Origin of the sequence: Blautia sp. AM28-27, from assembly GCF_003480905.1 — a bacterium.
Classification (GTDB): domain Bacteria; phylum Bacillota; class Clostridia; order Lachnospirales; family Lachnospiraceae; genus Fusicatenibacter; species Fusicatenibacter saccharivorans.
Window position 1 is genome coordinate 1 of record NZ_QUJK01000009.1, and the last position, 21195, is coordinate 21195.

General features: G+C 39.1%; 22 protein-coding genes and 2 pseudogenes. All 24 read right to left on the reverse strand.

What is annotated here, in order from left to right; translation table 11 throughout:
* Positions 1 to 263, reverse strand: a pseudogene (locus DW743_RS18485) (hypothetical protein); the annotation flags it as partial.
* Positions 264 to 374: 111 nt separating this feature from the next.
* Positions 375 to 1163 carry a hypothetical protein gene (locus DW743_RS18490; RefSeq protein WP_243004577.1) on the reverse strand — a complete coding sequence of 263 codons (789 nt, stop codon included), beginning with the start codon at positions 1161 to 1163 and terminating at the stop codon, positions 375 to 377.
* Between the two features lie 23 nt (positions 1164 to 1186).
* The gene (gene gloA2, locus DW743_RS11895) at positions 1187 to 1570 is read right to left on the reverse strand and encodes an SMU1112c/YaeR family gloxylase I-like metalloprotein (protein ID WP_117761656.1); all 384 of its coding nucleotides are present in this window, start codon (positions 1568 to 1570) and stop codon (positions 1187 to 1189) included.
* 144 nt (positions 1571 to 1714) lie between these two features.
* The gene (locus DW743_RS11900; RefSeq protein ID WP_117761657.1) at positions 1715 to 2044 is read right to left on the reverse strand and encodes a hypothetical protein; all 330 of its coding nucleotides are present in this window, start codon (positions 2042 to 2044) and stop codon (positions 1715 to 1717) included.
* A gap of 77 nt (positions 2045 to 2121) precedes the next feature.
* Complete coding sequence (locus DW743_RS11905; RefSeq protein WP_117761658.1) at positions 2122 to 2628, reverse strand: dTDP-4-dehydrorhamnose 3,5-epimerase family protein; 507 nt, start codon at positions 2626 to 2628, stop codon at positions 2122 to 2124.
* 74 nt (positions 2629 to 2702) lie between these two features.
* Positions 2703 to 3452, reverse strand: a complete 750-nt coding sequence (locus DW743_RS11910; RefSeq protein WP_243004578.1) for an AraC family transcriptional regulator — start codon at positions 3450 to 3452, stop codon at positions 2703 to 2705.
* A 379-nt stretch (positions 3453 to 3831) separates the two neighbouring features.
* Positions 3832 to 4377 (reverse strand): annotated as a pseudogene (locus DW743_RS11920) (nucleotidyltransferase); the annotation flags it as partial.
* 150 nt (positions 4378 to 4527) lie between these two features.
* The gene (locus tag DW743_RS11925; protein WP_117761661.1) at positions 4528 to 5367 is read right to left on the reverse strand and encodes a hypothetical protein; all 840 of its coding nucleotides are present in this window, start codon (positions 5365 to 5367) and stop codon (positions 4528 to 4530) included.
* Positions 5368 to 5427: 60 nt separating this feature from the next.
* Positions 5428 to 6354 (reverse strand): ATP-grasp fold amidoligase family protein, encoded by a 927-nt coding sequence (locus tag DW743_RS11930; protein ID WP_117761662.1) that lies wholly within the window; start codon positions 6352 to 6354, stop codon positions 5428 to 5430.
* A gap of 31 nt (positions 6355 to 6385) precedes the next feature.
* Positions 6386 to 7699 carry a flippase gene (locus tag DW743_RS11935; RefSeq protein WP_117761663.1) on the reverse strand — a complete coding sequence of 438 codons (1314 nt, stop codon included), beginning with the start codon at positions 7697 to 7699 and terminating at the stop codon, positions 6386 to 6388.
* A gap of 13 nt (positions 7700 to 7712) precedes the next feature.
* Entirely contained in the window at positions 7713 to 8909 is a 1197-nt protein-coding gene (locus tag DW743_RS11940) for an O-antigen ligase family protein (protein WP_117761664.1), read from the reverse strand.
* Positions 8906 to 9940, reverse strand: coding sequence for a glycosyltransferase family 10 domain-containing protein (locus DW743_RS11945; protein ID WP_117761665.1), 1035 nt, complete (start codon positions 9938 to 9940; stop codon positions 8906 to 8908). The genes DW743_RS11940 and DW743_RS11945 overlap by 4 nt, the downstream gene beginning before the upstream one ends.
* 22 nt (positions 9941 to 9962) lie before the next feature.
* Positions 9963 to 10940, reverse strand: coding sequence for a polysaccharide pyruvyl transferase family protein (locus DW743_RS11950; protein WP_117761666.1), 978 nt, complete (start codon positions 10938 to 10940; stop codon positions 9963 to 9965).
* A complete protein-coding gene (locus DW743_RS11955; RefSeq protein WP_117761667.1) occupies positions 10937 to 12118 on the reverse strand; it encodes a glycosyltransferase family A protein in 1182 nt (393 codons plus the stop codon). The genes DW743_RS11950 and DW743_RS11955 overlap by 4 nt, the downstream gene beginning before the upstream one ends.
* The gene (locus tag DW743_RS11960; protein WP_117761668.1) at positions 12115 to 12789 is read right to left on the reverse strand and encodes a CatB-related O-acetyltransferase; all 675 of its coding nucleotides are present in this window, start codon (positions 12787 to 12789) and stop codon (positions 12115 to 12117) included. Before DW743_RS11960 ends, DW743_RS11955 begins: the two co-directional genes overlap by 4 nt.
* A gap of 17 nt (positions 12790 to 12806) precedes the next feature.
* A complete protein-coding gene (locus DW743_RS11965; protein WP_243004579.1) occupies positions 12807 to 13127 on the reverse strand; it encodes a glycosyltransferase in 321 nt (106 codons plus the stop codon).
* Positions 13128 to 13158: 31 nt separating this feature from the next.
* Complete coding sequence (locus DW743_RS11970; protein ID WP_117761670.1) at positions 13159 to 14058, reverse strand: glycosyltransferase; 900 nt, start codon at positions 14056 to 14058, stop codon at positions 13159 to 13161.
* On the reverse strand, positions 14039 to 15217 hold the full coding sequence (locus DW743_RS11975) for a glycosyltransferase family 4 protein (RefSeq protein WP_158568565.1): 1179 nt from the start codon (positions 15215 to 15217) through the stop codon (positions 14039 to 14041). Before DW743_RS11975 ends, DW743_RS11970 begins: the two co-directional genes overlap by 20 nt.
* Positions 15217 to 16005 carry a WecB/TagA/CpsF family glycosyltransferase gene (locus DW743_RS11980; RefSeq protein WP_117761672.1) on the reverse strand — a complete coding sequence of 263 codons (789 nt, stop codon included), beginning with the start codon at positions 16003 to 16005 and terminating at the stop codon, positions 15217 to 15219. Before DW743_RS11980 ends, DW743_RS11975 begins: the two co-directional genes overlap by 1 nt.
* Positions 16006 to 16032: 27 nt before the next feature.
* Complete coding sequence (locus DW743_RS11985) at positions 16033 to 17283, reverse strand: nucleotide sugar dehydrogenase (protein WP_117761673.1); 1251 nt, start codon at positions 17281 to 17283, stop codon at positions 16033 to 16035.
* 1211 nt (positions 17284 to 18494) lie between these two features.
* Positions 18495 to 19724, reverse strand: coding sequence for a peptidase U32 family protein (locus tag DW743_RS11990; protein WP_117761674.1), 1230 nt, complete (start codon positions 19722 to 19724; stop codon positions 18495 to 18497).
* Positions 19721 to 20386 (reverse strand): O-methyltransferase, encoded by a 666-nt coding sequence (locus tag DW743_RS11995; protein WP_117761675.1) that lies wholly within the window; start codon positions 20384 to 20386, stop codon positions 19721 to 19723. The genes DW743_RS11990 and DW743_RS11995 overlap by 4 nt, the downstream gene beginning before the upstream one ends.
* Positions 20387 to 20416: 30 nt before the next feature.
* Positions 20417 to 20830, reverse strand: a complete 414-nt coding sequence (locus DW743_RS12000) for a solute-binding protein (protein WP_117761676.1) — start codon at positions 20828 to 20830, stop codon at positions 20417 to 20419.
* 26 nt (positions 20831 to 20856) lie between these two features.
* The gene (locus tag DW743_RS12005) at positions 20857 to 21192 is read right to left on the reverse strand and encodes a YlbF family regulator (protein ID WP_158568566.1); all 336 of its coding nucleotides are present in this window, start codon (positions 21190 to 21192) and stop codon (positions 20857 to 20859) included.
* Between the last annotated feature and the right edge of the window lie 3 nt (positions 21193 to 21195).

Below are 21195 nucleotides of genomic sequence, written 5' to 3' on the forward strand. Positions count from 1 at the left end.
GGTGCGCGATAGGTGCGTCCAGTTGACGCCGGCAAATCCACACAACCTTTCTGGCGCAGTCTTTTTACCCAGTTGTAGTCATCTACAAGCCTATCCATACCATCTAACTCTCGCAGCCACTCTTCCAGTTCCTTTTCCTTGGCCTTTGCTGCTTTCCCGGCATCTGTGTTTTTCTCTACTGGGTTATTCTCCGTGTAATGCTCGTAGATCAGATCAAGCAGGTTCTCCACTGGCTGGTAATACTCCGGCTCTGTTTTCTTCAAATACTCCTCCAGCATTTCCTTCAATTTTTCTATAATGCTACCATCCTTCCCAACTGAGATTCACATCCTCAGTTACGGCACATATTACCGCGCACTTCTGTACATAGCAACCTATTTTTTGCGGTTTATCGGACATCCCATCTTCTCCTTTACCTCATCCGGCACGTCGATCAGCCCGAACCGATAGAACATCCCGTAGATGTAGGTCATGCCTCGAATATCGCCCAGTGCTTTCGGTCGATCTACCACTTCGCCTTTAATATTCTTCAGTGCCAGCAGCACCGAGCTCCACGCCAGACTTTTGCTGTTTTCCCGGCGGTCGATCCAGAGTTCCTTTGTGTATTGCCCGTTTCTGCCTTTTTTAATTTCGTAAGAAAATGGTAAGCCAGTGTAAGTTTTGAATTTCACACCAGCATAAGCCAAAACTACTCCCCAGAAGTTTTCTTCTGTCGGATCAGCTCTCCACCGCTTCATTGCTCTGTATCTCCTCTGCCGTTCTGCTCCAACACTGATTTTCTCTTTGGATGCAGTACTCGGAAAGTACACGCCTTTTTTATAAGGCAGGTATGAGGTGACGGAGGCTTTGGAGAGTTGAAGATTATTGGCGGTTGAGCGGATTGCATCTTTATAACTCTGTGCTTCTCGGTATTCTTCAAAGGTATCCTGTACCTTCTCTGCCACTTCTGATTCATACACACTTGCTGTGATAAGCAGCTTTCTTACTTTAATAGGATTTAGAACTAGAGCATCGGCGATGGATTGGAGGGAGCAATCCTCCTCATAAAGCGCCACAGCAGCATCCATCTGCTCTTTCAGATTCTTCCCAGCATCGAACTGCGGCTTCGACTTCTTCCGGCCACCACCGGGCTTTCTGGCTTTATATGCTCTTTTCTCTCCCATAGTTCACATTGTCTCTCCATCCCTTACTCATGTAACTCCAGCGGCAGTCCGTCCGGGTCATGGAAGAAAGTCATCTTCTTTCCGGTGTAATCATCCACACGGATCGGCTCACATTCAATTCCGACTGTTGCCAGGTCTTTCACCGTCTGCTCCACGCTCTCCACACAAAATGCAAGGTGACGCAGACCGCAGGCCTCTGGGCGATTCACACGCTTCGGAGGATTTTCCTCAGCGAAAATCTCAAGTTCCGTAAGTTCATTGACACGAAGATCCAGCTTCCAATCCTTGCGCTCCGGGCGATAATTTTCTCGGATAACAGAGAATCCCAGCTTGTTCACATAGAAATCCTTTGCGGCTTCGTAGTCAGATACGATAATTGCGATGTGGTGTATTTTAGATAAGTTCATTTTGTGTCACGCTCCATTTCTTTTATTCGCATTTCATTCCCATTTTATTTTCGTTTTAAACTATGTAACAGCCTTCGAAAAACACCGTGTGAACTCCTGGAGTTCAATTTGTCCACACGGCATTTATTTTTTTTGGTTCTTGTTTTATTTCAGTTTTTCAAGGATCTCATCTGCGCTCATGCCGCTGGCTAATAATTTCTTAACCACACTCTCGGCTTCAGCCTTCTTAGCTTCTTCAGCGGCTTTAGCATCTGCCTTTGTCTTTTTCGTTTCCAGCGTTGCCACTTCTTTTTCGACCTTCTTCAAAGCTGCCTTTTTTTCTTTCAAGTCTGCTTTAAAAGTGTCAATGTTTGCGGTAATGGAAGTAATCTCATTATTTAGAGACACAATAGTCTCCTGCTTCTCTATAATCTGAGATGCAAAATCAGTGGTCATAGCTTTGGGCTTATTCTTGCTACCTTTGGTTCTGGGCATAATCAATCAGCCTTTCTATTATGTATTGTGGTTTAAGTATAACACTGTAGAAAACAGATGGCAATATGCTGGGAATATTATAGTTCCAGCTTCACAGCATTCCTGTCTTTCTCTGAAACAATGTACTCCCTGGCAGGCCAGCTCTCGCTTTCCCAGACAAAATCCGAATCATACCGTACAGCTTTGGCAGCTTCACCGCAGAAATCATTATCTACACACCACTGCATCAAGGTATCATCTTCCAATGTCAGGTATCCATGAGCAAAGCCTCGTGGTATATACATCTGCTTTCGATTTTCAAAAGACAGCACCGCACTGTAAGCATGACCATAGGTTTCCCCCGGGCGCAGATCCACAGCCACATTGAAAATCGAACCATGCAGGCAGGACACCAGCTTCGCCTGTGCGTGTTCCCCTTCCTGAAAATGCATACCACGCAGCGTGAACGCTTTCTTGCTGTATCCCTGGTTGATCTGTCGAACAGTGAAATTTATAGATTGGTCGTATGGCACGGCAAGATATCCTCTGAAGTCTTCAAAGGCCGGGGCTGTGAGTATTATTGGCTTCGCCTGTCTTGTATTCATCGTTGCACCTCTTTCTTTATTTTCGTTTCAAACTATATGCTTTTTAGGAAAACACAGGGTGTTCTCCCCTGTGTTCACCACTGCTTCCGATATTCTCTTGGACTGATTCCCTCTACTTTTCGGAACATCCGACTAAAATAGTTTGCATCTCCCATGCCGACCGCAACACCAACTTCATCCACAGTCATATCTGTGAAGCGAAGCAGCTGCTTGGCTCTGGTGATCCGCTTTGAGATCAGATAGTTATTGACTGTTGTTCCGTAAGTCTCTTTGAAGATTTTGGATAGATAGAACTTGTTAATAAAGAACTTTTCTGCCAACTCTTCCAGCATAATTTTCTCTGTAAAGTGTTCGTCCAGATATTCCTTCACGGCTGCCAGTTCCATTCTCTTCCGGCTCACCGTCACGCTCTCTGGATGCCAGGACTGTTCCATCAGTAAGGTGAGTAAAGTCCCCAGTTTCTCATTAATTCGCATATCCCGGATATAATCGGAAGATGATGCCAGATTGTAGAGGTCACTGAGCAGACTGGTAAACGAAGCTATGTCATCCGGATGGAACACAGGCCGACCGCCTCGCTCTTTGTACTTCTCATATACAGCCGGAAGGGACGGTGCATAGAAATGGCACCATTGGAGAGACCAGAGATTGTCAGAAGTCGAATGGCTATATGCTTTCCGACAATCAATGAACACGCAGTCTCCCTGGCCTAGCTGATAAGTCTGCTCCTCGTAGGAAAGTTCTCCCTCGCCAGACAAAACAATAAAGCAAAGAAACGACACCAAATCCTCTCTCTGGGATACATGTGGGTGAACAGCCTGCAAAGAGCCGACCTCCTGCAGATGCAAAAGAGACGTTCTAGCAAAGGTTGATGGGGTGTAAATGATTCGAGAGGAGCTTACTGAAGAAGACTGTGGGTTGAATAGTTCTTGGTCCATAAGTTGCTCATTTCCAACATCACTTTTTCCTTTGCTTATATCCAACTGGTGGAACTGCATCCTTGGGAATATGCCACGGCGATCCTTTTCCATCTTGATTGCAGTTTGGAATTTTACCTTCCCTGCACCACTTGGAAACTGTAGCCTATGTCACGCCGTATTTTTCAGCAAATTCTCGTGTTCCAATTGCTTCACTCATTTATGTAGCCCTCAAATTGATGCATTCAAATATTACGCTGTTAATCTTTCAAGCAAAACTCTTCTATTACAGATCTGCAAATAAATCAGCTTTGTACACGCCGTCCTCCAGCATCTTCTTGAAGCTGTCCTTTACTGCTGCAACATCCTCATGGTAGGTCATGCCGTACCATGTATCATTGGTCTTCAGAACCTTCACGGACATTTTTCCCTGCTCCAGCAGATCACCGATGAAGATAGGAATCAGATACTCTGCTTTCAGCGGATTTTCAGGTACTTCCTTCTTGAAAAACTCTTTGAAGCCCTGCTCCAGAATATCCAAGAACTCTGGAGTTAATCCCCACATACTCATGGAAACCAGAGAATTTACATCAACAGCCACACCGTCTGTTTCTGCTCCAGTTGCAGTCTTTACAATATTCTTGGTTTCCATAACCTCAGTCAGGTTGTTCTGTTCGTCCATCTTGCAGATGCCACGAGTCACACCACCATTGTCGGACAAAGTGTTCTTCAACACAAAACCTGCCATACAGGACTTACCGCCATTCACCAGATACTCATGAACAGCCTTGAAGCCTTCTTTGCCATAGTAATCGTCTGCATTGATCACAATATTCAGCTATAACCTCCACTCGCAGCGAATTGTCTTCCATCACAGGAGATGTCACTGTGAAACAAATCCCTGAATTTGGAGTTTCAAAATCGGATATCTCATAGCACACATTAATTGTAATTTTTCACCTCAAAATGCGAAAAAATCAACTCACCCAAGCTTTTTTCTGGATTTGCTTATAAAATTGACAATCAATAGTTTCATACCACGAAACCATCCAACTGTTCTTAATAAAAAAATTCTTTTTGAATACCCCCCCATCGGAGCATTTTTCATCAGATGTTCAAAAATTTGCTTATCGCATGTTAATATATATGGAAAATTAAATCCGTAACAAGTTTCCCCATGCTTTGAATTCGAAAATGGTATTGAAATAACAAAATTATTGTTGTTTACCAAATCTGCCTGTTGTTTATCCCATTCACACAAAGCCGGATATAAATATATCACTGTAGTTGAGGTAATGGTCCTTACTATATTTATATATTTATAATTTTCCTCTGCTGCTTTCCTAACTACGGGTTGACGGCTAATTTGATCAGCAATATCAAACTGCCCAGAAACACAATAGGCCATTTTAGCATTCAATTTTTGGGCTACTAAGGTTGCCATATAACCACCAGATGAATTTCCAACTGTGGTAACCCGCATATTTTCAGTTTCGGTTCTCAAAAATTCAATAACTTTTTCTACCGAATCAATTTTTTGATTTATTCCATTGATGTACCATTGCTTCCACATATCTCTTACAAAAATCATTTTTCCATATTTTGTAAGAATACTTTTAGATTTTGCAATATTTTCCCATTCAAACTTATTTTTCTCAATGGTATCTTCTAACTGATCCTGTGTATTGGGATAATATATGTTATTGCTCGAAAAAAAAATAATACACTCATCTTTTTCTCCAAGCGAGTTATATAAAATTTTATAATTATCTTGTTCTAGAGCCTTTTTTAATCGATTTGAATCCCTTATATCTCCAAACACTTACTTTCTCACCTTCCTAGTCCTCGGTAAAATGAAATCGCCTTAAACCTATATAATCTTTTAATTTTTAGGAAGTGTTAATAATTTTCCAAGCATTGTATCTGCATCTTCCTTTCCTCCTGGAGGAACAAATTTAAAATCAGAATCCAATCCTGCTGCCGGTGTAAATGTTAATTCGCCAAAGTAAATTTTTTCGCCAATAATATAAAGATCCACCCGCACAAACGGAAAGTTCTTGGATAGTTTCTCCGCCAAATCGAATGCCTGATCTATCATTTTAGGTTTTTCAATTACAAGATCCGGGTATAAAAACCTCTCTTTCGTATATGGCAATTTATTCCACTTTCGATCGAGGAAGAAAAATTTAGGATGCTGACCATCTTTTCGATCAACACAAACCATAACTGAACTAGCTTTTCCATTCATGCAATAGAACTTATAGTCCACAGGAAGTTCTCCTGACTCAGTTCCTAAATACTTTTCTACAATAATACATGGTTTCACATCTTTATACTGCATTTCTGCAAAACGCTTATAATAATCTTGTTTAAACCATTTCCTTGCGTTTTCAATAACCTGTTCTTCATCTAATTCATTTTTATCTTTGCACACTAAATTGCATCTACAACCAACATTGAGTTTCATTGCAAATTGATTAGGTAGATCTTTTAAGCAAATTTCTTCTGGACTTTCATAGTAACGAATCAAATCATTCAGATATTCTCCAAAGCCATTATCTAAAAGCCATTGCCGAACCAAAAACTTATCCGCACATTTTTTTACAGTATCATTTTTCCAATAAGTATGATATTTTAACCACAGCACTTTATCATTAATAGTTACCGGATTATTCTCATCCCATTTTTTCCCAAATGTAACGTGATATAAAATCCGTGTATTAAGTTTCGGTGATATACAGGTTGCATACTTTGCTGTCGTATACAATCCCCACCATCCTAAATCTTTTACCTTCCGAATAATATTCATATTAAACCATCCTTATTTTTAATTTTAGAATTTATCTGCTAATAGCTCTTTTTATTGTGTCAACAAAGTCTGGAAAGCGTTTAAACGATTCAAAATAAATTTTTACAAATCCTCTCGTTTTTTTCCAAAAAAGCGGAGCAATTAGTGAAACCACAATTTGAGAAATCAATGTAGTAACTGCTGCTCCAACAATTCCCCACCATTGGATAAAGAAAAAGTTTAAAACAAGATTTACACCAGCACCAACAAACACCATATATTTTGTATACTTGTTATACCCTTCTGCTACAATCCATATTCCTCTTGCTGTACCTATTATTGCAAATCCAGTTGACCATATTAGAATGCTTAACGGATAAACCGCATCTAAATATTTTTTTCCGTATAAAATTAAAACAGCTATTTTTCCTAGAAGCATCATCGCAATAGATACTACCACAAATAAAATTGTAACCGCTAACAGTAGCTCTTCAAAAAGACGTATATAACCATCATAATCTTTCTGCCTTTTTTTCATTATGATGGGACCTGCCGAATTGATCAAAGCTGTCGGAACAAATTCCCATAATGCGGCCACCGTAGTAGCAGCAGTGTAGATACCCACTGAAGTATGATCCATCATTTTACCAATCATTATTTTATCTATCTGCATATAAAACGTAACTGCAATACCAGAAATAATGAAATGATAACTATTTAGTAATAAGCATTTTCCATCTAAACAGTTGAACTTTAATTTTATGTTTTTATTTCTTTCTCTTTGAAAAAAGAAAAGAACGACTGCACCACAAACAAAATATTGAATCGAATACGAAAAAGCGAAATAATATACTGATGCCTTTGCTGCCAAAAGAGAAACTCGCCATACTGCAACCACAGTTAACGCTATCATAGTTGCAATCGAAACAAATTTCATCTTCAATTCCATCTGGAACCAATATGTAAGTACTTCATATGTCTGCATAATAATTGCAATCGACTGAAGCAATGTCACAATATAAAGTTCAATATTTCCCGGCTCAATAACTCGAATAATCCCCATCACCATGAATACAGAAGCGATAGAAGTCAAAAGTCTAAGCACTAATGCTGAGCCAAGATATGTTCCTTGTTTTTCAGGTGCTTTCAGCATTTCATTAATAATAACACTATCCATCCCAAGACGGCTTATTATTGTAAAGAATGAAATTATTGAAGCTCCATAATTAATCAATCCATAATTGGATGGTCCTAAATATCTAGCAGATAACGCACCAACTACAAGGGACAATAACATACTATAGATTTGTTGTGCCATCATCCATCCTGAATTACTAAAAAAAGCGCGAGACTTATTTGATGCCATTTTATCTCCTTTCTTAGTCTAGCAAAGTCATTTTCTCTTTTTGTTCAGTAACTGCATAATACGTCAAGACAAAAATAGGGTTAAATAATATTGTATAAAAATTGATATTCGTTATGCCAGTAAAAAAATATAAACCTATAACAAACGTAAGTGCATATGAAACAAAACCTTTATTTTTCAATATATGTTTTACTATATTTATATACATATATATATGTTCGATCAGGCATATAGTGCCTCCCATTATAAGGATGTTCAATATATAGTTGTGCGCATGTGTCCCACCTGGAATCCCCGATGCTCGAACAAATTCATTTGAATCAATAATACCATAACCGATTATGGGAGACTTCTCTATGTATTTAATAGCAGCATTCCAGATAGGAACTCTACCACTTACAGAACTGTCTCGTCCCATAGCGGTCATAAGATTAGAAATATCTCCAGTAAAGAATGAACTATTCTGGAAAAAGACCATCACAAACCATATAATCAACGTAGCCACAATAATTCTTCTCACGCTCAAAAAATCCAATATACGTCTTACTGGTTTTAAATTACTATAATTAATTAGTAAAATAGCCATTACAGCATATATTGAGCAAGCGACAAATGCCATCACCGAGTCTACCAAGTACAATCCTACACATGCAACCACCAAAAAAGCATTATTCCAAAACGTCAATTTTTTATTTTTTTCGTAATCTTGGATTGTCACACTAGCCAACGCAGCCATAACATACCCAAAATGCGAATTCTTATAGCCCAATATCCAATTTGCCTTATATAAGGCGGTCTCATACATTCCCTGCGGAAATACTAGTATAGTTACAAAATTCAATAATATTAGCGCAACCAAAATTAAATTCAAGACTTTCAGAAAGTCACTATATTTTTTCCGTAACCAATAATCAAATATCAAGCACATTGCAAATCCACCAATATAATTCAGCAGTGCATTATTTAGAACATGATGTAATCCTGCCGATATAAATATCGTTATGTATATCAAAACAATCGTATTAATGCACCAATTGGTTTTTCTTTTACAAAAGCTATATAAAAAGATGCTAAAATATATACAAGCTTCAATTGCTATGAGCATTGCTAAATTGCGACTTGATATTTTCAAAATATACTGTATTCCATCACCAATCATCAGTGGAATTAGTGATATAAATATTAAAATAGAACTTATTTTTATTTTCATTTAGCCAACACCCTGACAAACTTATTTTTTGCTTTTTTTAATTTTTTTACTGCCGTCACTTCAAGTTTATTTTGAAAGAAAAAGACATAAAAATCACGCATCTTTTCATATAGTTCGCAATATCTTTCTCCCCAAAAAACCCTATTTCTTCTATATGCCTGTTCTTTCTCTACTGAAAATATATTCACCAAGAATTTTTCCAACTCGCATTGTTTGTTTTCCCATATATTGCTGTATTCTTCATTAAGTGCTGGCTCTGATAACATGGATATATATTTTTCATTGTCCAAATCAACAGCTTTAACCTTTTCGATCATTTCATCAATAGATTCACAATCTGAAAGATTAATAAATGCATTTGGATTAAAGATTTCTTCTATGTGCGGATCTCCCCAATATATAGGAACTGTCTTAGCTGCAAATCCTTCTATAAGTTTTTCTGTATAATAACCAGGGTGTGATGAATTTTCAAAACAAAATGAAAATCTATATTTTCTCATGAATTCAAGTTTATCAGGAATCCCATTAGGCTGACCAATATTATTTCTATATTTTCCACCAGATGAAACAAATTGATACTGTAAAAGTTTCTCAAAGAATTCGTCCCTTATCGGATCAGCATCTTTGTTTGAGACAACCATTCCACAAAATTCTCTATTGATATACTTTTCAGCATTGCCCTGCACATCCATATGTTTCGTTTTCATCTTCCGCCACGCATTACCATAGCGTTCATCTATATAACATATAGGAAATTGCAAATATCTATCACCATAAGTCAATTCTTCAAATCCAATCCCATAATCAGCGAAATTGAAATCTGGGCAAAGATTTTCTTGTGTATAGAAAATTTTTACGGCATTCTTATATTTCATATGGTCTAGTCTTTTTGAGAAATTTGAGTAAAAAACATAATCCGGATTCTCTGAAAACTCGACCTTAAAAAATTTTTTTAGGGTATTTACTATAAAGTTATCTTCTTGATTCCAATGCTCCCAAAAATCCACAAATTTAATTTTAACGATCTTCAACTCAACCCCCTCCTTTTATACCTTATTCCGAAACATAAGTAATTCCAAACTGACCGAGAAACTTTTTTATCGCTTCCGTTGGAAGCTTAATCTCTGTTCCCCATGTATCATTAATTAAGTTATGCAAGTCTGAAAGATTCTTTTGCTCAATAACCGGAATATTATAATCCTTGTTTAATTCTATTGCCCTATTATCAATTCCAAGAATAATCGTTCTTTTTTCATGTTGTAAAGCTCTCATTCCACCATGAAGCCGTGTTCCAACATAATCAATATTTTTAGTATTCTCTAAAAAAGAATCATATCCTTGCAAAGACGGTGAAACAATTTTTATTGATTCAATATTATCCAAAGTTTTCAGATATTCGTAGTCTCTGCTACCTTGCACCCAAAAATAAATGTCTTCATATTCTTTCCGTAAAACATCAATAAGATACTGGTCTCTTTTTCTATCTGGTTTATAATCAGTTAGTGTGAAAATAACATCTTTACCTTTTCTACTTGGAACTTTGCTACACTTTTTACTTGTCAGCCCCCACATTGTTGGACACCCAGTATTGATTACATTGTTTATCCCAACAGATCTTAGCTGTTCCTCTGTAAAGCTATCTCTGACTGAATGCATAAATTCGGATGACAATATTCTTTTATATATGTGAGCTGTATAGGCACCTATATGTTGTCCATACTTCTGTGCCCCCACGCCAACCAGAACACAAGGTTTTAAACTTTGAGCAGTGTATAAATTGATTGGCCATTGTCTAAAATGAAGATATGAGCCTAAATTTCCAACCAACAAATTGCTTCCGCAGATTATCTTTAAGTCAGCTTTTTCACAGTGTTTCATGTGACGATTATAAATCGGCATATGTGTCGAAATTTCAATTATAAATGCCCCATCCATAATCTGTTTAAAAGCAGCTTTCACTCCATCTACAATTATTTGATCGCCCAAGTTATCTGTTGATAAGCCCGGCTCAAAAAGCATTATCTTCTTCATTTTTTATACTTCTTCCTTTTCTGTATAATTGCTATATGTACATCCTCAATAATTAATTTAAAACATGTTTTTAGCAATAGTCGAGTATTCCCATAGATTCTGTGGTAATAAATATAATGATTTTCTTCATCATTTCCTTGTGACTTACTTGCTTCGATTTCTGTATCATAAAGGAATATGTCGTTTCCCTGTACGTCATATATAATATTCTGTTCTTGAGGTCTCATTTGAAGCGCAAAAGTTTTAATGACTTTATACGGTAAAACTCTAGATGACAGTAAATATTTTCTATTCTTTACCTGTCTAATTTTTTTTCCATATATATCAACTGTCAATTCACCATCGTGTAATCTAAAAAACTTTTCCAGCCCTTGTCTCTCATAAAAAATGTCGTACTTGATTGCATCATTTGAATTAAAATCTGGCAATCTAAGCGTTTCTATATTTCCAAACATCATTGGTACTTGAAAATTAGAAACACTTACAACACTATGTTCTCCGGCTTCACTAAAACAAGTCGTATAGCTGTTATAGGGATACACAAAATATTTATTCTGTGTCACGCAGTACTTGTTATGGTATTTAAGCCACGACTTTGTCCAATTTGTCATAAAATCCGGAAAATCATCCGCTCTATCAAATTCTTTATTCTCCTCATACCATCTTTTAAAATCTTTCCATTGACTCTTAAGCCATACCTGACCCCATGATTGCGCCATTTGCAAGAAATATACATCGTACATACTAGGACAAGGTGTAAATGGTAGTCCCGCATTATGATTCCATAAATGTGTATACAGGGAAATTCCTGCAATATTATTATTCTCTATATACTTATTCACCGTCATTAAAACATACATATAAAAAGAGGGCGCAACAACTAGATCATCTTCCAATACCACTAAAGCATCATAAAAATCTAAAAAGTCCCCACATTTTAATATATGCTTCCTTAAGCCCAATCGTTCAGGATATGTATATATTTTTTTTCTTCCGTGTAGCCATTTAAAACTGTTTGCAGCATTTTCAACATCTTTAGTTCCTGAATTATCAATACTAATCAACAAATCAACATCATCTGTCGGAAAAGTTGCTGCATTTATCGAATTTAACAGCCTAAGTAAATTATTAGCTCTGTTATATCCTATTGTTAAAATTCCAATCTTGTAATCACTCATCTTTTTTCCTTTTCAAACTGTTCAAGCATTTGTTCTACATTTTCAAATAATTTCGCATTCTTTTTAATGATTGATTCATCATATTCCCACCATTTAATTTTTTTAAATCTTTCAATTATCTCTGGTGAGAAACGCCATTTAATCAGCTTTGCAGGAACCCCGCCCACTATTGAATATGGTTCAACATCTTTTACAATAAGTGCATCCGCTGCTACCACAGCACCATCTCCAATATGAACTCCAGCCATAATTTTGGCACCGTTACCAATCCAAACATCATTTCCTATAAATACTTGATAGTGTTTCTCATTATCAATATAATCATGTTCTTCATATTTTGTTATGTCTACATAGCTTTCTCCAATTTGATTCTTTTTTGCATAGAAAAATGGGTGCATCGCTGCAAACTCAATCGGATGTTTTCCCGTTATTGTCCTCACATATGGTCCTATACAACAGTATTTTCCTATTTGACAGTGCTCAATATGACTTTCATATGCCACATATGAAGCAAATCCTATCTGACAATCTTTTACAACTGCATTTTTTCCAATAAAATTGGAACCTTCAAACACATCTTTAGAATCCACTATCGCACTCTTCGCACTTCGAAGCTTTTCTTTATTTTTTAATTTTACAAAAGTTGCTTTTATAATATTCAGTATATTCATTTACCTTCTCCACAGTTCTATCTTAATTTACTCTGGATTTTCGTTTGTAGAATTTCCATTTTAGCCTCATTTTCGTAGTATTTTCTTACTCTCACCAAGGATGCTTCAGCCATCTTCTTTCTTGTTTCTTCGTCAATATATATTCTATATACCGAATTTTTCAAATCATTTACAATTTCTTCACTAGAAGAAGCATCAACTTTAAAAGCGTTAGTGGTATCTGTTAAAACTCCCGGACCTCCTGCATTTATGCATATAATTGGAAGACCATGTGCCATCGCTTCTAAAACCACTAAGCATCCCGAATCGTGGAAGGATGTATTTAAACACACATGCATTTCACCGTAAGCTTTCTGTAATTCTTCTCTTTTAACATTTCCATGAAATACAATTTGCCCCCCCTCCGATCAGATTTGCCAATTTTTGTAGCTTATCCAATTCAGGACCTGATCCATAATAATGTAATTCAATATTTTTTCCCTCACCTATCAATTCTCCCACGGCTTTAATTGCAAAATCAAATCCCTTCCAATACAAAGAACGACCTGCCATTAAGACTTTTAATGGTTCATGATTTTTTCTATCTGAAACTTTCAAGCTTATTTCATCTGCTGAAATACTTATTGCCTGGTTAACTACAACTTTTTCACTATACTTACAAGGAATCAATTTTTTTGTTTCTTCAGTTGTTACAAAAATCACTGTGGCTTTTTTGCAACAGCTATTAAACCAGTTTGAATGTGTGGCCATTTTAGCAACGAGATTTCGCACACATTCCTTTAATCTATCCTTTTTTTCAAATCCTTTTTCAACAGACTGTGGTGTCTTTTCACCCCCTCCAACAGGCCCTATAATCAATGGTGCATTTAATTTATACAGTTCAATTTTTTGCACAAAGCTTGCCCAAGATACATGATGACAATAATAAAATTCGATTTTTTTCTCTAGTTCTTTTCCTAAAATCACACACTGCTTTTGAAAATATCTATAGCGTACTAGCATACCAATACGACCTTTAATTTTCCACAATGTATTTGGAATCGATACATAAACAAATGACAAATCATCTTTTAATCTTGTATCATCATGTTCTTCAAACCATTTCTCTATCTCTTGTTTCGTTTTATCTATCGTCAACACATATGTTCTGTATCCATAATTTGCTGTTGCTACGGCACTACTCCACCCCAAATACTGTTCTGATCCAGCATATGGAGAACAGTTAAATGCTGATATTAGAACATTTTTCTTATATTCTTTCTGCTGCATTATATATCTCCATTAATTTATTATAGTTTTCTTCCTTGGTATATCTTTTCTGATATATTCCATAAGTCTTTTCACACAATCCGTAGCACATATTCGCCGACTGAATCAGTTCATCCACTGATTCGGCATTAAATTTATATCCTGTAATACCATTTTCAACAACAGCTCCAGCATTTCCCAAGGCCGAGCAAAGCACAGGTGTTCCCACACTAAATGCTTCAACAATACTCATTGGAAATCCCTCATACCATCGTGTTGGTAATATCAATGCACGACTTATTGCTATCAGCTTTCGTGCTTCAATATTAGAAACAAAGCCCTTCATTTCAATATTTACTTTATGATTAGTAAGAAATTTTTTGCACCATTCCTCCATAGGACCAGTTCCACATACAATCAATTTAGGTGCTCTTTCTCCCAATTTTTCCCACGCATTAAAAAGAGTATCAATACCTTTCAACTTATCCAGCCGACCGACAAACACAAATTGATTTTTTCGTTGATCCTCTGGAATATATTTTCCTATACTTTCAACAAAATTAGGTTTAACAAATACTTTATCGGATTTAACTTGCTTCAATTCTAATAGTTTATTCCTATTAAAATCAGTTAAACAAATATAACTTATTTTTCCGTATATTCCAGTCATTCGATGAAACCAAGTGCTCAACACGCAAGCCAACGTTTGAGCCTTGCTTCCTCTGTAGCAACTATGTTTCACAGCACATTTTAACCCATGCTCAACACAGTCCTCACAAATATGTCCGTCTCTATAAAAAGTTGCACCGGGACACAATAAACGAAAATTGTGAATAGTTTGTACTACAGGTACCTTCATAGCTTTTGCTGCATAATAAACCGCAGGACTAACCAGATTTAATGTGTTGTGAACATGAACAACTTCTATGTTCTCCTTCTTTATCAACTGTTTGATTTCTTTGTAACTTTTCGGATTAAACACTGTTGTTACTGGAAGAAAAAGTTTTCTCAATTTTGACATTCTTTTTAATTCTGCATTATTCCTAGTATACAAAATCACCTTATGTCCATGCTCTTCCAGCATTCTCTTTTCATTTTCCACAACAGTATCTTCGCCACCAGGGATCTGATAATAGTTATGTACAATCAATATATTTTGTTTTTTTGATTTTGTACCCATCATTTTCCCCTTATCATGGCATTCCAAATAAATTTTGTATTTGTATGCCAGTATCTTCTAAATAGCCGCTTTGGATCTTGCAGAAGTCTATATACCCACTCCAAATTGCTTTTCTGCATCCACTCTGGTGCCCGATCAATATTTCCTGCATGGTAGTCAAATCCGGCTCCAACACCCACCATTAATCCATTGATTTTTCCCTGATGGGCGGCCATCCACTTTTCTTGTTTTGGCGCACCAAGTCCAACCCACACAAAATCCGGATTGGTTTCATTGATTCTCTCGACAATTGCTTTATCCTCTTCTTCTGTCATTGATCGAAAAGGCGGACTATACATTCCTGCAATTTGAATTCCAGGATATGTCTCCATCAGCACTGAGTAAAGTTTTTCGAGTGTTTCATCGGTTGATCCATAGAAATAATGCCGGTAACCTTTTGATGCAGAAATTTTGAAAATTTCACCCATCAAACTGGGCCCGGTAGTACGTTTCATATTTTTAAATCCACGCTTTTGACCAACTGAAGAAAGTGGTCCACCATCCGGGATAGCCATAATTCCACCATTCTGAACCTTCCGATATGCCTCTTCTTCATATGCAGTAACAGTGGTATGTACATTGGACACGCAAATATAATCACCAGCCAAGGCCTTAATATTATTATTCAGATATGCCAACAGCCACTCCATATCAATAGCTGCAATATCCACTCCTAAAATATTACAAGTTGGGATTTCGGCTTTCTTCACAGTGCGATGAAAATCCTTATTATATGTCGCTGTGTTCATTTTCACCCTCCCTTTATCTATAATTTCTTAGTCACGCTGGAAAATATCGCGTGTGTAAACCTTATTCTTCACGTCATCCAAGCTCTTGTCATAGCGGTTTGCGATGATGGCATGGCTCATTTCTTTGAACTTAGCCAGATCATTCACAACAACAGAGCCAAAGAATGTCTCACCATCTTTCAGAGTCGGCTCATAGATGACCACAGTTGCGCCCTTCGCCTTGATGCGCTTCATGACACCCTGAATAGAACTCTGGCGGAAGTTGTCGCTGTTGCTCTTCATAGTCAGGCGGTAAACGCCGATAGTCACAGATTTTTCCTGTTCCTTGTCGTACTCGTTGTCCTCGTCATAGCCGTAGTAGCCAGCCAGCTTCAGGACACGATCAGCGATAAAGTCTTTACGAGTTCTATTACTTTCGACAATCGCCTCAATTAGATTCTCCGGCACGTCTGCGTAGTTCGCCAGCAGCTGCTTGGTATCCTTCGGCAGACAGTATCCGCCGTAGCCGAAGCTGGGGTTGTTGTAGTGACTACCAATACGCGGATCAAGGCAAACACCATTGATGATTTGCTGAGTATTCAGTCCCTTGCTCTCTGCATAGGTGTCCAGTTCATTAAAGTAAGCAACACGCAGAGCCAGATATGTATTGGCGAACAATTTAACTGCCTCTGCCTCGGTGAAGCCCATGAACAAGGTATCAATGTTCTCTTTGATTGCACCTTCCTGCAGCAGACCAGCAAACTCATGGGCTGCTTCTACCAACCGCTCATCACTTAAATCAGTGCCAACGATGATACGAGAAGGATACAGGTTATCATAGAGAGCCTTGGACTCACGCAGAAACTCCGGGCTGAAGATGATGTTTTTGCTGTTGAATTTTTCACGAACAGATGCAGTGTAGCCCACAGGAATGGTGGACTTGATGACCATAATGGCATCCGGGTTGTACTCCATGACCAGCTTGATCACAGCCTCAACCGCAGATGTGTCGAAGTGCTGCGTGTGGCTGTCGTAGTTCGTAGGAGCCGCAATTACAACAAAGTCTGCATCAGAGTATGCAGCCTTTGCATCCAGAGTTGCGGTCAGGTTCAATTCTTTTTCTGCGAGATACTTCTCGATATAGTCATCCTGAATCGGGGACTTACGGTTGTTGATCATGTCCACCTTCTCCGGGATAATATCCACAGCAGTCACCTGACGGTGCTGGCTGAGAAGCGTAGCAATCGACAAACCAACATAACCGGTACCGGCAACCGCAATTTTATAGTCCTTTTTCATAATCCTATATCCTCCTGAAATTCATCTTACTTATATGGAAGGCTCATATCGAGCCAATCAATTTATATAAAACAGCGTGTTCATCATCCACATCGGATGATTTATCACACTGTAGTTATCATTTTTCTCACAGTGGCCATCTTCCGACCACCACTGAATCTTTTATGTAGACCTGCCATGGGCTACTCACTTATTTCGCTTCAACTGAAACTTTATGGTAAACATCTTCATACCAACTCACCAACAAAGTGCTGTGTCTTATTGTCATAACTCGCTGTCGCACTTCTCTATTTTTCAAAGTGCTGCCCCTTATTGTCATAACCTTCGCACCAGCTTACTTTGTTAAAACTGTACAAGTTCATACTGTTTCTTTGTTGCAACATGAAACAATCATCTCCCCCTCACTACCTCTAATTCCCCGGAAAAATGCAGTTATCATGTCCGTCTTTTCTCTGCAATAAACTTTTCCAGAAAAATAGATTTTGGGCTTTTCAACACTTTCAACCTCCACCTCTAATTCTTCGGAAAAATGAGGGTTTCATGTCCGCACCTTGCTCTGCAATAAAACAGGCTCGTAATAGGGGTATTTTGCATGAGTTTTATACGCCACCGTAGACCATCATGCCGCCACTGAAAGTTTGAGGTAGACATTTATTCTGTGCTGCAACGTATTTTTTAGTGCATTTTATATATTTTATTGAGTGTTTTTCAAAAGTATGTTGTTTAACTTAACAAAAATTTTCATTAAATGATTTTTTCACTTCATTCTCATGCAATATTTCCAGTTAATTAGAGGTATACATATCTCTACACGAAACCTCGTTTATCTGTATCAGGATGTAGTGAAAAGCTCACTTATTGCCCAAAACCATGTTTTTAGAACTCCACCCTTGACCATTCTATTTTTCCGGAGAATTAGACCTAGACATTGCCAGTTATATACATTCCGTTTATAATGATACTTACCATATTTTTGTGACTTATGGCCTATTAAAACAGCATTTAGCCTTAGTCCAATAATATCATGTACATTCTAGCTTATTTGCTCCAGTTTGTAAACATTATGAAGCAACTTTCTTCACAGAATGTCGAACTTTTTCCTATTTGTTTCTTTTATCATTACCATTGCTTTACATAATCTCTATTCGCACAAAAAAGGATTAGCAACCTTTCGAAAATGACACGTTCCTAATCCCTTTTATTTTCCTATCCTATTCCATTTCTTTCCTTCTCAAAATATCAAACCTATCCAATTCCACGCCAAGATCAATCCACAATTTCTGCTTCGGATGCGGAGCACTCTCCATCTGGTTCCCTTCATCATCCCAGATCCCCTTCACCGTAACGCGGACATTCTCCCCATCCGGTTTCATCACTTCAATCTCTTCCCCAACCGAAAACTTATTCCTCTGCTCAATCGCATATCTGCTTTTTTCATTCTTCTCCCCAACAATCCCCAGATACGTATACTCCTTCACATACGTATTACTATCATAAATCTGGCTCTCATGATCCGGCTTCCCATAGAAAAATCCCGTAGTAAACTGCCTGTACGTACAGTTCGAGATCTGATCCCGATACCACTCCATATTCTCCTCATACTTCTTAGGGCTCTCCAGATAATCATCAATTGCCTTCCGATACGTCCTTGCCACCGTCGCCACATACAGCGCCGTCTTCATTCTTCCTTCAATCTTATAACTGTCAATCCCCGCATCCAACAAATCCGGGATATGCTCAATCATACAAAGATCTTTCGAGTTAAAGATATACGTCCCTCTCTCATTCTCATACACCGGCAGATACTCCCCCGGTCTGGACTCTTCCACGACCGCATACTTCCACCGGCACGGATGGGTGCAGGCGCCCTGGTTCGCATCTCTTCCCGTGAAATAATTGGACAGCAGACATCTTCCCGAGTACGAAATACACATCGCCCCATGAATAAACGTCTCGATCTCCATCTCCTCCGGAATGTACTCCCGAATCTCTTTGATCTCCGCCAGCGACAGCTCCCTCGCCGTCACGACGCGCTTCGCACCCTGCTCATACCAGAACTGATACGTCCCATAGTTCGTATTATTCGCCTGTGTACTGATATGCCGCTCAATCTCCGGGCACACTTCCATGGCGATGCGATAGACTCCCGGATCGGAAATAATCAGTGCATCCGGCCCGATCTCTTTCAATTCGGCAAAGTAAGCCCGCACACCCTCCAGATCCTGATTATGTGCCAGAATATTCGCGGTGACATACACTTTCACTCCATGCGCATGCGCAAACTCCACGCCTTCTTTCATATCTTCCATCGAAAAGTTCTTCGCCTTCGCGCGGAGTCCGAAGACTTCTCCGCCGATATATACGGCATCTGCGCCGAAGATCACTGCTACTTTTAATACTTCCAGACTGCTGGCTGGAACCAGTAATTCCGGTTTTCTCATGTTGTTTCCTCTCTCTTCTCATGGCTTTTCATCGTGATCGCGATTCCATCTCCCAGCGGCACGACCGATGTCAGCAGCCCTTCATTGTGTGTCAGTTCAAATAAGTATTCCCGCATCCGTTTGTGGATCGTGCGGTTCCGGCGTTCCACGGCGAAGCGGGATTCGATGACGTCGCCGTCCTGCAGCACGTTGTCGGTGATCAGTACGCCGTTCTTATCAAGGACACGCAGGACTTCCGGCAGGAAGTGGATGTACTGTCCCTTAGCGGCGTCCATAAAGATAAAATCGTATGGGCCGTCCAGGGTTTTTAAGACTTCTGCAGCGTCTCCCGGGATCAGCGTGATGCGGTCGGCGAAGCCGGATTTTTCGAAGTTCTCCCGTGCGATCGGGATGCGTTTTTCGTAATTTTCTATTGTGGTAATCTCTGCGTCCGCTTCACCGTACTGTGCCATGAAAACAGCAGAGAATCCTACGGCAGTTCCTACCTCCAGGATTCTCTTTGGCTGTTTCATCTTTAAGAATACTTTTAAAAAGCTCTGCATTTCACGGCGAATGATCGGCACTTTTGTCTGTTTGGCCGTCCGCTCCAGATTTTCCAGAAACGGGGTGTGGCCGGTGTCCAGGGAATTGATGTAGGTTACCATTCGTTCGTCTATTATCATGTAAGATTCCTCTTGTTTTGCAAACGTGCGTTATTCCGCAGACGGCTGTCCTTCGGTGTTGATGCCCGCCAGAATTTCCAGCATTTCATCGACGGTCTGTGCGGTGTTCAGCACGTAGGAACCGTCCTTGATGCCGCCGTAGTAGCCGGACAGGCGGTACTGGACTTCGAAAACCAGAAGGCTTTCGTCGATCAGTCCGTTGTCTTTCAGGAGTTCGCCAAGTTCTTTCGCCTCCATGCCGGAACGCACCTGTACGGTGACTTCCTTTCCTTTTCCTCTGGATGCGACTGGCTCCTCAGCAAACACGTCATGTCCAAACTGATATGAAGTTTTCGCTGCCAGAATGATCACAAGAATCACGCAGACGTAAATGAGCAGGCGCACGGTTCCTTTCGCACCTGTCAGCGCTGCGCGGTATCCGGCATCCCTTTTCTTTTCGGACATGGGCGCTCTCCTTTTGATTTTCGGTTTTAGATTTCCGGTACTCCGATGCGGATTGCCTCTGAAATGCAGTCCTGCACCTTCTGTACCATCTTACAGACCTCGAGTTCCGCTTCAAGATAGGCGTTTGCTTTCTCGCTTTTGCGGAGTGCGTAGGAATCCCGCTCGAGGGAATCTACGGCGTCGTAGAGGTCTACGTTTTCTGACTGCTGCAGTCGATAATTGCGGATTCGATAGTCATCGACCCGGCTTTTTAAGTCCGGGTCTTTTTCGAGTTCCTGTTCCATACATAAGTAATTCTGATATGCCCTGCTCTCCCGCATTTCTTCGATGAGCGCGTTCAGGCACTCTGTTACTTTGTCCATGGT

Excerpts from the sequence above, each read along its gene's own strand:
- DW743_RS11975 (WP_158568565.1), bottom strand. The coding sequence starts at position 15,217 with ATGGGTACAAAATCAAAAAAACAAAATATATTGATTGTACATAACTAT.
- DW743_RS11960 (WP_117761668.1), bottom strand. The coding sequence starts at position 12,789 with ATGAATATACTGAATATTATAAAAGCAACTTTTGTAAAATTAAAAAAT.
- DW743_RS11970 (WP_117761670.1), bottom strand. The coding sequence starts at position 14,058 with ATGCAGCAGAAAGAATATAAGAAAAATGTTCTAATATCAGCATTTAAC.
- DW743_RS11980 (WP_117761672.1), bottom strand. The coding sequence starts at position 16,005 with ATGAACACAGCGACATATAATAAGGATTTTCATCGCACTGTGAAGAAA.
- DW743_RS11995 (WP_117761675.1), bottom strand. The coding sequence starts at position 20,386 with ATGATAATAGACGAACGAATGGTAACCTACATCAATTCCCTGGACACC.
- DW743_RS11930 (WP_117761662.1), bottom strand. The coding sequence starts at position 6,354 with ATGAATATTATTCGGAAGGTAAAAGATTTAGGATGGTGGGGATTGTAT.
- DW743_RS18490 (WP_243004577.1), bottom strand. The coding sequence starts at position 1,163 with ATGGGAGAGAAAAGAGCATATAAAGCCAGAAAGCCCGGTGGTGGCCGG.
- DW743_RS11935 (WP_117761663.1), bottom strand. The coding sequence starts at position 7,699 with ATGGCATCAAATAAGTCTCGCGCTTTTTTTAGTAATTCAGGATGGATG.
- DW743_RS11900 (WP_117761657.1), bottom strand. The coding sequence starts at position 2,044 with ATGCCCAGAACCAAAGGTAGCAAGAATAAGCCCAAAGCTATGACCACT.
- DW743_RS11950 (WP_117761666.1), bottom strand. The coding sequence starts at position 10,940 with ATGAAGAAGATAATGCTTTTTGAGCCGGGCTTATCAACAGATAACTTG.
- DW743_RS11955 (WP_117761667.1), bottom strand. The coding sequence starts at position 12,118 with ATGAGTGATTACAAGATTGGAATTTTAACAATAGGATATAACAGAGCT.
- DW743_RS11940 (WP_117761664.1), bottom strand. The coding sequence starts at position 8,909 with ATGAAAATAAAAATAAGTTCTATTTTAATATTTATATCACTAATTCCA.
- gloA2 (WP_117761656.1), bottom strand. The coding sequence starts at position 1,570 with ATGAACTTATCTAAAATACACCACATCGCAATTATCGTATCTGACTAC.
- DW743_RS12000 (WP_117761676.1), bottom strand. The coding sequence starts at position 20,830 with ATGTCCGAAAAGAAAAGGGATGCCGGATACCGCGCAGCGCTGACAGGT.
- DW743_RS11990 (WP_117761674.1), bottom strand. The coding sequence starts at position 19,724 with ATGAGAAAACCGGAATTACTGGTTCCAGCCAGCAGTCTGGAAGTATTA.
- DW743_RS11985 (WP_117761673.1), bottom strand. The coding sequence starts at position 17,283 with ATGAAAAAGGACTATAAAATTGCGGTTGCCGGTACCGGTTATGTTGGT.
- DW743_RS11965 (WP_243004579.1), bottom strand. The coding sequence starts at position 13,127 with ATGCATGTGTGTTTAAATACATCCTTCCACGATTCGGGATGCTTAGTG.
- DW743_RS12005 (WP_158568566.1), bottom strand. The coding sequence starts at position 21,192 with ATGGACAAAGTAACAGAGTGCCTGAACGCGCTCATCGAAGAAATGCGG.
- DW743_RS11905 (WP_117761658.1), bottom strand. The coding sequence starts at position 2,628 with ATGAATACAAGACAGGCGAAGCCAATAATACTCACAGCCCCGGCCTTT.